A 12,083-nucleotide genomic window follows, 5' to 3' on the forward strand; every position below is an offset into this window, starting at 1 on the left:
GCATATTGGAGGAACAAAAATTGAACTTAAACTTAATTGGTATGAATGAACAAATAAAAGAAAATTTTAACCCATATTTAGAGCAGGGCTACACTTTAGGAAGGGTAGCACTTGAGCATAAAAGAATGTATCGCGTTTGGACTGAAAATGGAGAACCACTTTGTGAAGTATCCGGAAAATTTGCCTTTATGGCAACTGCTAGAGAAGATTATCCTGCTGTAGGGGATTGGGTTGTTATCCAGGAGAGAACAAGCGAAAATCGTGGTACTATCCATGCTATCCTACCAAGAAAAAGTAAATTTTCTAGAAAATCGGCTGGACTTGTGACAGAGGAACAAATTGTTGCAGCAAATGTGGACACTATATTTTTAGTAAATAGCTTAAATGAGGATTTAAATTTACGCAGAATAGAAAGATATTTATTGTTAACTTGGGAAAGTGGAGCGAATCCAGTCATTATTTTAAGTAAGGCTGACCTTTGCGAAAATGTTGATGAAAAGATAAAAGAGGTTGAATCTATTGCCTTAGGAGTCCCTATTATAGCGATTAGTGCTTTAGAAAATAGCGGTCTTGAAAATGTTCAGCAATATCTACAGCCAGGAAATACAGTAGCTTTACTAGGTTCATCTGGAGTAGGAAAATCCACGATAACCAATATCCTTCTAGGAGTAGAAAAACAAGTTGTTCAGGAAATCCGTGTGGGTGATGATAAAGGGAAGCATACGACTACACATCGCGAAATGGTTTTATTGCCAAATGGAGCAGTTTTGATTGATACTCCAGGGATGCGAGAATTACAGCTTTGGGAAAGCAATGAAGGATTATCAGAGAGCTTTTCCGACATCGAGCATCTAACTGCACTATGTCGTTTCCGTGATTGTAAGCATGAGAAAGAACCAGGTTGTGCGGTTCATCAGGCGATCGAATCAGGTGATTTACCAGAGGAACGTTTATATAGTTATAAAAAGCTTTTAAAAGAATTAGCTTATTTAGATCGAAAAGTGGATAAAAAGGCCCAATCAGATGAAAAAAAACATTGGAAAAATATCAGTAAGCAAATGAAAATAAAAAGTAAAATTTAACTAAAAAAGGAAAAACCTCTTTTTCAAAAAGAGGTTTTTATTTGTGTTTATACATATTTTTCTTGAACTTTTAATAGTAAAGAGGTTAGAGTATTTACATTGGGTGGAGAAATAATACAAATAATAATTAAGAATGTAAAGGATAGGACTGATTAACATGAGATCAGAAAAACATATGAAAAAAAGAAGGCGAAGAGTTAGATTAAGAGGAATTTTATTACTCATTGGGCTCCTGTTTTTGGGAACAATGGTTTACTCTTATTTTCAATATAAGCAAGGGATTTCACAAACAGAGGAAAAGGCACCTGAACAAGTTAAATATGAATTTAATGGAGATAAGGATCAGTATGGTGGAACCAATATTCTTTTATTAGGCAGTGATGCAAGGGGAGACGAACCTTCTAGGGCGGATACGATTATGATTGCCCATTATCATGAAGACAAGGGTACCTTTAAAGTAACATCCATCATGCGTGATACGTATGTAAATATACCGGATCATGGCTACAATAAAATAAATTCTGCATTTGCTTTTGGCGGACCGGAATTATTGCGGGAAACGATAAAAAATAACTTTGATATCGATTTACAATACTATGCAATAGTCGACTTTCAAGGGTTTGTTCATGTTATTGATGAAGCTTTCCCGAAGGGCGTCAAGGTTGACGTTGAAAAGAAAATGTCTGAACGAATTGGCGTCACATTAGAACCAGGGGAGCAATATTTAGATGGTGAGCATTTATTAGGATATGTACGGTTCCGTCATGATGCCATTGGAGATTTTGGTCGAGTGGAAAGACAACAAAAGGTTATCAAAGAAGTTGCTAATCAATTAACAAGTATTCAGAAGATCCCTAAACTGCCAAAGCTGGTAGGGGTAGTAAAACCATTTGTAAATACTAATTTAAATACAACCAATATATTATTTATGGGGAAGGATTTCTTATCTGGTGATCGAGGAAATATCCCAACACTTCGTATTCCTGTGGACGGGTCATTTGAAAACAGAAGAATTGAAGGAGTGGGAGCTGTCCTTTGGATAGACGAGGAAGTAAATAAAACGGCACTTCATGAGTTTATTAAACAACCTTAGGGGAAAATAAATAGGACATGCTTGGTTTAAAAGGGAGTATAAATAAATGGATTTTAATACGCTAAGAGAATGGTTAACTTTAGAAAATATCATGAAATTAATTCAAGAGTATCGAGCATTGGGACCATTACCTGGAATATTTTTACCAATGCTTGAAGCATTCCTTCCTTTTTTACCTCTATTTTTATTTATTATGGCAAATGCGAGTGCTTTTGGTTTGTGGGTTGGATTTCTATATTCCTGGATTGGGGCATGTGCTGGAGCATTTATCGTTTTTATTGTTTTTCGAAAGTATGGTCAAAAACGGTTCTTCTCTTTTTTACAAAGACATTCTCAAGTTCAAAAATTAATGGGTTGGGTTGAACGTCACGGATTCGGTCCATTATTTATTCTTCTTTGTTTCCCATTTACTCCATCAGCGGTTGTGAATATTGTGGCTGGCTTATCAAAAATTAACACTGCCCAATACATGCTAGCTGTTCTATCTGGAAAAATGGTAATGATTTTTATCATTAGTTTTATCGGATATGATATTCGTTCGTTAATAACTCAGCCACTTCGAACGGCAATAGTAGCTGTTGTAATCTTTCTATTATGGTATATAGGAAAACGAATTGAATTAAGATTAAATTCAAAAAGTAAAAAAAATCATCAATTAAGTTAAAAGCGCAGCTATGCGCTTTTTTTACTTTATTTGTCAGTAGCTCGAACATGTATTCGTGTCTTTTGTGTGGTAAGATACTAATAGATAAAATATGAGAAAGAGGTGGCGAAGTAGATGTCTGTTCGTTTATTGATTGGTCGTTCGGGGACTGGAAAAACAACTTTTTGCTTTAATGAAATGAAAAGCCATCTTAAAGAAAAACCAGAAGGAAACCCCATTATTTATTTAGTACCGGATCAAATGACTTTTCTATCAGAATATCGCCTCATAACAGGTAATGATATAAATGGAATGATTAGGGGACAAGTGTTTAGTTTTTCCCGTTTAGCGTGGAGAGTATTGCAAGAAACAGGTGGAATCAGCAGACAGCATCTTACCAGTGTTGGTTTAAATATGTTGATTCGAAAGATTATTGAGGAAAAAAAGGCTGATCTAAAAATATTTGATAAAGCAGCTGATAAAAACGGGTTTATTGAGCAGATGGAACAAATGCTTACTGAATTTAAAAGATATTGTATTCAACCCAATGAATTAAGTATAAAACGTGAGACACTCTCTGATAAAGATCCTCGTACAACAAGAGTGCTTAAAGATAAATTACATGATTTAGAACTGATTTATAAAAGTTTTGAAGAATCCCTGCATCAAAAATATTTAGATTCAGAAGACTATTTTCGATTACTAACTGAAAAAGCACATGAATCTAGTTTTATTCAAAATGCTGAGGTATACATCGATGGGTTTGATAGTTTTACACCACAAGAATATATGGTTATCGCAGCTCTTATGAAAAATTGCAAAAGAGTCACGATTGCTTTGACCTTAGACGAGCCATTCTATCAAACACCACCAGATGAACTGCACCTTTTCCGATTATCAGGAGAAACATGTCAAACCATTTATGAAATTGCCCATACAGAAGGTATAGAACTAGAAAATATAGTACCTTTTACAAAGCAAAAAAGATGGAATAACGATTCCTTAAGACATTTGGAAGCTTTTTTCGATACTAGACCAGTAGTAAAGTTTGAACAAAAGTCCAATATTCATATTGGACAAGCTGTCAATCGCCGTGCAGAAGTTGAGGGTGTTGCTCGCCAAATAAAACAGCTAGTAAGCGAGTCTCCATCTTATCGTTATCGTGATGTTGCCGTTTTAATTCGAAACGGTCAGGAATATCAGGAAATTCTTGAAACGGTTTTTGCAGATTATGATATTCCTTTTTTTATTGACCAAAAAAGAACGATGCTTCACCATCCGTTAGTGGAACTGATCCGTTCAACCTTAGAAATTTTACATTCTAATTGGCGTTATGAACCAGTTTTTCGTGCTATTAAAACGGAACTTCTTTTTCCGTTAAAGGAAAACCAAGCGATCCTACGTGAGCAAGCGGACAAGCTTGAAAACTTTGTATTAGCCTATGGAATCCAAGGAAACCAATGGATTAAAAAGGAACGTTGGATTTATCGGAAGTATAAAGGAATAGAATTTGAATCTAAGATTCAAACAGATGAGGAAAAAAGATTTGAACAAGAGCTAAATGAGATTAGGTTGAAAATAACCGCACCCATTCTACGTTTAGTTAGAAGATTAAACAAGTCAGAAAAGACGATCGAATATTGTGAAGCGTTATTTTTATTTTTAGAAGAATTAGATATCCCTGCAAAACTCGAAGAATGGAAATTAGTAGAGGAATCAAAAGGAAATTTAGTACAAGCAAGGGAACATGACCAAGCATGGAATGCCATCATTGATCTTCTTGATGAATTTGTTGAAATGCTTGCGGATGAAAAATTAACGGTTAAACAGTTTGCCATGATTCTAGATGCTGGATTAGAAACTTTAAAATTCTCGATTGTGCCGCCAGCACTAGATCAGGTTATCGTGGCAGATTTAGAAAAATCAAGACTATCTGAAATGAAAGCAGCTTTTGTTATCGGGATGAATGAAGGGGTATTCCCAGCTAAATTTTCTGATGAAGGAATATTAGCCGATGATGATCGCGAAAGACTGATTACGAATGGTTTAAAGATTGGTCCAAGCAGCAAAATAAAGCTATTAGATGAGCAATTCTTGGCATATAAGTCATTTACTTTGCCATCAGACGTCCTTTATTTAACCTATCCTTTAGCAAACGAAGAAGGAAAAGGACTTATGCCTTCTTCCTTTATCAGTCGAATGAAGGAGCTTTTTCCACAGCATGAGGAACATTTCTTTGTATCGGATATAAGTGAATTATTCGAAAGAGAGCAATTAGAGTACGCTGCAAACAAAAAAACAGGATTAAGCTATCTCACGACACAGCTGCAGTTAATGAAAAGAAATTATCCTATGTATGATTTTTGGTGGGATTTATACAACTATTATCTTGAAAATAAGGATTGGAAGAATTCGTCAAAAAAAGTATTGTCAAGTTTATTTTATACTAATAGAACTGTGCCATTATCGAATGAGTTAACCAAAGAACTGTATGGGGAACAAATCCAAGCAAGTGTATCAAGAATGGAACTTTTTCATAGCTGTCCGTTCTCGCATTTCGTCCAGTATGGGCTACAACTGAGGGAACGACAAATATTCCGCTTAGAGGCCCCGGATATTGGAGAACTTTTCCATGCGGCTTTAAAGTATATATCACAAACGATTATAGATGAAAATAAATCTTGGGCCAAAATGAATCGTCGTGATTGCGAGGAGTTGGCAAAACAAGCAATTGAAGCATTAGCACCTAGACTTCAAAATGAAATTCTATTAAGCTCCAATCGCCATCATTATATTAAAAGAAAGCTAGAACAAATTATAAGTCGTGCTTCCTTTGTGCTAAGTGAGCAAGCAAAGGTAAGTGGATTCGCACCGGTTGGACTAGAACTAGGATTTGGTCCGAAGGGAGAATTGCCGCCATTACAATTTGAATTAGAAAATGGACGTAGCATGTCATTGGTTGGACGAATTGACAGAGTGGATAAAGCAACAAATCAAGATGGGGTTTATTTAAGGGTTGTTGATTATAAATCGAGTGCAAAGGACCTTAGTTTGCAGGAGGTTTACTATGGTCTTGCTTTACAGATGTTAACATATTTAGATATTGTCATTTCCTATTCAAGTAAACTTGTAGAATCACAAGCCTTACCCGCTGGAGTTCTTTATTTCCATGTGCATAATCCGCTTGTTCAATCGAAAAAAGCATTAACTTTGGATCAGATTGAGGCAGAACTCTTTAAAAAATTTAAAATGAATGGATTACTATTAGCAGAACCGAACGTATTGAGATTAATGGATGAAGGAATTGACTCGAGCTCTTCGCCAATCATTTCAGCTAGTATTAATAAGGACGGGACACTTTCAAAAAATTCAAAAGTAGCAACAAAGGATGAATTTGATTTATTAAGAGGTTTTGTGAGAAATAAGTATGTTTCCACAGGTAATGAAATGATTAATGGGAATATTAGCATTGCTCCATATAAGCTCAAAGATAAAACACCATGTACATTCTGCTCATACAAACCAGTATGTCATTTTGATCAATCTATTGTTGAAAATGATTTCCGTGTTCTAGTTCCCAAATCGAGAGAGCAAGTGATAGAAGGTCTAACAAAGAAGGAGGAGGAGGATTTACATGTCTAAGGTAATGATTCCACCTAAACCAGCTGAAGCCACTTGGACAGAGGACCAATGGAAAGCTATTTTTGCTAAAAATCAGGATATTCTCGTGGCTGCAGCGGCTGGGTCAGGGAAAACAGCTGTATTAGTAGAACGAATGATTCAAAAAATCATATCAACGGAAGACCCTATTAATGTGGATGAATTATTAGTGGTTACATTTACGAATGCCTCTGCAGCCGAAATGCGTCATCGTATTGGAGAAGCGTTAGAAAAAGCCATTAATGTTAATCCAAAGTCCACCCATTTAAGGAAACAATTAAGTTTATTAAATCGTGCGTCCATCTCCACCCTGCACGCCTTCTGTTTAGAGGTAATAAGAAAGTATTACTACCTGATTGACATTGACCCAGGTTTTAGGATTGCGAATGAAACGGAAGTTCAACTGCTAAGAGATGAGGTATTGGATGATTTATTCGAGGCTGAATATGGCAAAGTGGGAAATGAAGCTTTTTATCAATTAGTCGATATGTTTAGCAATGACCGCAGTGATATCGCATTACAAACGATCATTGGTGAGCTTTACGATTTTGCCATGTCTAATCCATCCCCAGAGGAGTATTTGCAAAAAGTCATTTCAATGTACGAAGTGGAAACAACTACACCTATCGAAAATTTACCTTTTATGAAACCATTGCTGTTTGAAGTTGGTCTACAGTTAGAAGGTGCCCGGGATTTAGCAGAGCAGGGCTTAGAATTAACAAAATTACCAGCAGGTCCTGCGCCAAGAGCAGAAACCTTCAACCTTGATATACAACTAATTGATTCCTTAATAAAGGCAAACAATGACTCCTGGCAGAGTATATATGAAGCCATTCAGACGTTGCCATTTTCAACATTAAAGAGTTGCCGTGGGGATGAGTTTGATAAAAACTTAATAGAGAAATCAAAAAAAACAAGAGATAAAGTAAAGAAAATAATAACGGACTTAAAGGATGAGCTATTTTCAAGAAAACCTGAAAGTTTTCTACGAGATATCGTTTTAATGAAACCCCATATTGAAACCTTGGTGGAACTAGTACGGGATTTTTCACATCGCTTCGCAGCGATAAAGAGAGAAAAAGGTTTAATCGATTTTTCTGACCAGGAGCATATGTGTTTACAAATATTAACGCAAAAATCTCCTGAAGGAGAGATGTCTCCTTCAGAAGTTGCCTTAATGTACGGCAATCATTTTAAAGAAGTTTTAGTTGATGAATACCAAGATACAAATATGGTTCAAGAAACAATCATTAATATGGTTTCACAGGAAAAAGAAGAAACGGGCAATTTGTTCATGGTTGGTGACGTGAAACAATCCATTTATCGTTTCAGATTGGCCGAACCTAATCTTTTTTTAGGAAAGTATAACCGTTTTCAAACAGATGGAGATCAAACAGGTTTAAGAATTGATTTGGCTAAAAATTTCCGCAGCCGAAAAGAGGTCTTGCACGGAACAAATTTCTTATTTAAACAGTTAATGGGTGTGAAGGTTGGCGAAATTGAGTACGATGAAGCGGCAGAATTAAAGCAAGGGGCACCATATCCAGATTCAGATGATTTCTCCATCGAAGTGGTACTTGTCGATCTTCAGAAAAACGAGGATTCACGTAAAGAAGAGAATGATAATGAAACAACTGAATTTGATGCAGTCGAGTTAGAACAAGCACAGCTTGAAGCTAGATTAATGGCAGGGAAGATTAAAGAATATATTTCAGAAAAGAAACCTGTTTATAATCCGAAAACAAATTCGTTTCGACCTGCTACCTATCGTGATTTTGTCATTCTATTGCGCTCAATGACATGGGCACCTCAAATTATGGAGGAATTTAAATATCAAGGTATTCCGATCTATGCGAATTTATCTACGGGTTATTTTGAAGCAACAGAAGTAGCGATTATGTTGTCTCTATTAAGGGTGATAGATAACCCAAATCAAGATATACCATTAGTTTCGGTTCTTCGTTCTCCCATTGTAGGTTTAACTGAAGAAGAGTTGGCAACCATTAGAACATTTGCTAAAAAAGGTACATTCTTTGATTCTCTAATTGCCTTTACCAAAAAAGGTGTAACGTTAGAAAATTGGAAACTAACAGAACAACTGACTCAATTTATGGAACAATTAACAAATTGGCGCTTAAAGGCTCGAAAGGGAGCATTATCAGAGTTAATCTGGCAGTTATACCGCGATACACATTTTTATGATTTTGTTGGTGGTATGCCAGGTGGTAAACAGCGACAGGCTAATTTAAGGGCATTATACGATCGAGCCCGTCAATATGAAAAAACGTCCTTTAGAGGATTATTTCGATTTTTAAGATTTGTGGAAAGAATGATGGATCGTGGAGACGATCTTGGTGCTGCTAGGGCTTTAGGAGAGCAGGAAGATGTGGTAAGAGTCATGACGATTCATAGCAGTAAAGGGTTAGAATTTCCTTTCGTCTTTATCGCAGGTTTAGATAGAAACTTTAATACGATGGACTTAAAAAAATCGTTCATGCTCGATAAAGAATATGGGTTTGCTGCTAAATATGTCGATTCAGAAAAACGAATCTCCTACCCATCTTTGCCTCAATTAGCCTTTAAAAGAAAAAAGAAGTTAGAAATGCTTGCGGAGGAAATGCGGGTCTTGTATGTGGCATTAACAAGAGCCAAAGAAAAATTATTTTTAATTGCTTCAGTAAAAGATCTCGAAAAGAAGAGAGAGAAATGGTTAAACACTATTTCTCAACAAGATTGGTTACTGAAGGAATTTGAACGCATTAATGCCGGCAGCTATCTTGATTGGATTGGCCCTGCTCTAGTTAGACATAGCGATTGTGAAAATTTACGTGAAGATGATGCTACGTTACATCCCTTGCTTGTTGAGGATATTCTAAATCATCCATCCTGTTGGAAAATAAAACTTCTTAAATCAGATGAAATAAGAGACATAGAGCAGGATGAAGAAACGGAAAGTGGTAATTACCTAGAACTAGTTGAAAAGGGAGAGATGGTACCAGTCCAGTCTGAATGGTATGAAAAGATTAACGCTCAACTAGATTGGAGCTATCCATATGAAGCAGCTTCGAACTATCGTTCAAAGCAATCTGTTTCTGAAATGAAAAGACAAAGGGAAATAGGTACGGAGGAAAGTGGTCACGATTTATTAAAGAAGTTTCAAAAGCCCATTTTAAAACGACCAAAATTCCTTCAAAAGGAATCTTTTTCTCCTGCAGAAAAAGGGACCATTTTACACCTAGTTATGCAGCATATTGACCTGGGGAAACCCATCACCCATCAGTCTATATCTATCCTTCTAGAAGATTTAGTTCACAAGGAATTATTAACAAAAGAACAAAAAGAAGTAGTAAATATAGATCATATCTTAGGTTTTTTTGAAACAGGAATTGGAATGCGGTTAGTAAAAGCTGATCGAATACAAAGAGAAATTCCATTTAGTTTTTCACTGCCTGCGAAAGAAGTGTATCCTGATTTCCAAGGAGAAAATGAGCCGATTTTTATTCAGGGTGTAATGGATTGTGTATTTGAAGATTCAGAAGGGACGGTCCTCCTTGATTATAAAACCGATACAATTACAGAGCGTTTTAAAGGTGGATTCTCTGAAGCAGAACCTATTTTAAAGGGCAGATATCAATTGCAGATTGAGCTATATACTCGTGCATTAGAGCAAATTTTAAAAAAGCCAATAAAGGAAAGTTATCTCTACTTCTTTGACGGGGCACATGTGATAAAAATGATATAAAAAATGAAAAAGAAGACAGTCTGGACTGTCTTCTTTTTCATTATGCAAATTAATTATTACCCGAAACAGGTTGATCGAGTAGATTTGTATCTAAGACATTGTTTGTGCTAACTCCATTTGCTGTAAAGAAACCGATACCGGTGTTGACAGCACCTGCACCGGTACTTGACTTGGAGGCGGACTTTGGAGAAAGAAATAATGAATCCCCAAAATGAACGACCCCACCAGTCACGTTGACAATCTGAACAGGTCCAATAATCGCCGGCATGATCTAACTCCTTTTTTGGTTTGGTTCTTTTAATTGCCTTTTTTATTTGATCTCCATAAGTTTTCCAACAAGACCGTTATTAATCAGTGGATACTGGTAATTGGGAAGCTTCTTCTTCATCTACACTTTCTAAATGACGAATATGTTTTACTCGTGCTTCTAAACAGATATGTTCACTACTACCAATATGAATCCCCGAAGCGGACGAAACACCTATTACATTAATATGACCTACTCGAATGATTGGTGATAAATTCATCCTTTGCATCACGACATGGTCTTCTATGGGTGGTAGCGGGATTAATTCAGAGAAAATTGGATACTTTGAATAGTCACCTTCATTGCCTAGGAAAATTTCAGATTCTCTTTGAACAGCTAATGCTCTTGAAAGAGCATTGATGATACATGAATCACCAATTTGTGTGACTGACCCAATGGCTACAGAGGTAATTTTTACTGTTTGAACTTGTGAACTTCGACTTAACATCGCAATCAAGCCTGTGGTGATAATGGAACAAATGGACCAATGATGAGGGATTCTGCTGGTGTGTCGAAAGTAGAAGATAATTGGATGGTTTGCGTATCACCAACCATTAACAAAGATGAGCTCGTTACTCCGTCTACCTGAATCGTAGTAACACATATTTCACGATTATATACTTGAAATATCATGAGTCGGTTCCTCCTTTTACTTCTGCAGGAAGGTTATCTAGAAATACTTTAATTCCTTTTTGAATATCATTTTTAATTAGTTTAACAATTTGCTGTTCTGCTTGTGCTAAATGTTCTGGTGTTCTTTGAGCTGAAGGAATCTGATTAACATAAAATTCAATGCGATTAGATAATTGCTTTTTTACATCATTTTGTACGAAAGATACATAGGAATCATCTAATTGTATCCTTTTTTCCTGAGCATATTGATCCATAATCGTTTTCGTTTCATTTTCAAGATAATGAAGGATTGACTCTTCTATTTTCATCGTGTATTGCATCCGTGCAGCTGGTCCAACAGGATTTGGTGCCAATTGTTGTCCGCTTACTGAAAATTCATCTTCTATACCTTTCTCTAAATCTGTTGGATTAAGGCCAATATTAAGTGTACCTTCTAAAGTTTCTATTTTTAATTGATCAAATTTATATTCAATTCTTTCAACATTTATAGGTGTTTTATTTTTTATTCCTTTTAGCTCTTCTTCTAGTGTTTGAACGGTTTTCTCTAATTGTTTTAATTTTTTTCCTTGTGATTCTACAACACTATGAAGTTGTCTGATATAGTCATAAAATTGATCATTCATGTTTTAACCCTCCCCAGGCAAATCTTCTCTAATTATTGTACAGATATGGGAACTGCGGGAGCTTTCACCGTATCACTTACAGTTGGTGCAGTTGTTGGTGGGGTTTCAGTTACTTTTGTAGTAGGTTTTTTTGCCTCTGGAGCTGGCTTTATAAATCCACCTGTATTAAAAAGATGTGAAGTCGGTCGAATAACTCCTGCACTTCCAATCTGAAGGACACTCGAGTTGGTTACACTGCCTATTTTAATGGTATTAATTTGAATGGACTGTTGGATATAAAAATTCATTGAGCTCACCTTT

10 protein-coding genes are annotated in these 12,083 nt (G+C 36.0%); 5 read left to right on the forward strand and 5 right to left on the reverse strand.

Translation table 11 applies throughout. The features are described from left to right. Positions 1 to 20: 20 nt before the first annotated feature. From rsgA to addA, 5 genes are all read left to right on the forward strand, one after another. Positions 21 to 1,082, forward strand: coding sequence for a ribosome small subunit-dependent GTPase A (gene rsgA, locus ACSBPO_RS05770; RefSeq protein ID WP_442599113.1), 1,062 nt, complete (start codon positions 21 to 23; stop codon positions 1,080 to 1,082). 157 nt (positions 1,083 to 1,239) lie between these two features. After that, positions 1,240 to 2,175, forward strand: a complete 936-nt coding sequence (locus ACSBPO_RS05775) for an LCP family protein (RefSeq protein WP_442599114.1) — start codon at positions 1,240 to 1,242, stop codon at positions 2,173 to 2,175. Between the two features lie 46 nt (positions 2,176 to 2,221). Then, positions 2,222 to 2,839, forward strand: coding sequence for a TVP38/TMEM64 family protein (locus ACSBPO_RS05780; RefSeq protein WP_442599115.1), 618 nt, complete (start codon positions 2,222 to 2,224; stop codon positions 2,837 to 2,839). 114 nt (positions 2,840 to 2,953) lie between these two features. Continuing rightward, the gene (gene addB, locus ACSBPO_RS05785; RefSeq protein ID WP_442599116.1) at positions 2,954 to 6,460 is read left to right on the forward strand and encodes a helicase-exonuclease AddAB subunit AddB; all 3,507 of its coding nucleotides are present in this window, start codon (positions 2,954 to 2,956) and stop codon (positions 6,458 to 6,460) included. Further along, positions 6,453 to 10,220 (forward strand): helicase-exonuclease AddAB subunit AddA, encoded by a 3,768-nt coding sequence (addA, locus tag ACSBPO_RS05790; protein WP_442599117.1) that lies wholly within the window; start codon positions 6,453 to 6,455, stop codon positions 10,218 to 10,220. The genes addB and addA overlap by 8 nt, the downstream gene beginning before the upstream one ends. 49 nt (positions 10,221 to 10,269) lie before the next feature. On the opposite strand, the gene ACSBPO_RS05795 is transcribed toward addA, so the two are convergent. From ACSBPO_RS05795 to ACSBPO_RS05815, 5 genes are all read right to left on the reverse strand, one after another. Further along, positions 10,270 to 10,488 (reverse strand): spore germination protein, encoded by a 219-nt coding sequence (locus ACSBPO_RS05795; protein ID WP_442599118.1) that lies wholly within the window; start codon positions 10,486 to 10,488, stop codon positions 10,270 to 10,272. A gap of 79 nt (positions 10,489 to 10,567) precedes the next feature. After that, complete coding sequence (locus ACSBPO_RS05800) at positions 10,568 to 10,975, reverse strand: spore germination protein GerPE (protein ID WP_442599119.1); 408 nt, start codon at positions 10,973 to 10,975, stop codon at positions 10,568 to 10,570. Between the two features lie 5 nt (positions 10,976 to 10,980). Further along, the gene (locus tag ACSBPO_RS05805; RefSeq protein WP_442599120.1) at positions 10,981 to 11,160 is read right to left on the reverse strand and encodes a spore gernimation protein GerPD; all 180 of its coding nucleotides are present in this window, start codon (positions 11,158 to 11,160) and stop codon (positions 10,981 to 10,983) included. Continuing rightward, a complete protein-coding gene (gerPC, locus tag ACSBPO_RS05810; RefSeq protein ID WP_442599121.1) occupies positions 11,157 to 11,783 on the reverse strand; it encodes a spore germination protein GerPC in 627 nt (208 codons plus the stop codon). Before gerPC ends, ACSBPO_RS05805 begins: the two co-directional genes overlap by 4 nt. Positions 11,784 to 11,815: 32 nt before the next feature. Further along, positions 11,816 to 12,070: a spore germination protein GerPB gene (locus ACSBPO_RS05815; protein ID WP_442599122.1), complete on the reverse strand. Its 255-nt coding sequence runs from the start codon at positions 12,068 to 12,070 to the stop codon at positions 11,816 to 11,818. Between the last annotated feature and the right edge of the window lie 13 nt (positions 12,071 to 12,083).

The organism is Neobacillus sp. D3-1R (assembly GCF_052180215.1).
GTDB lineage: Bacteria > Bacillota > Bacilli > Bacillales > Cytobacillaceae > Pseudoneobacillus.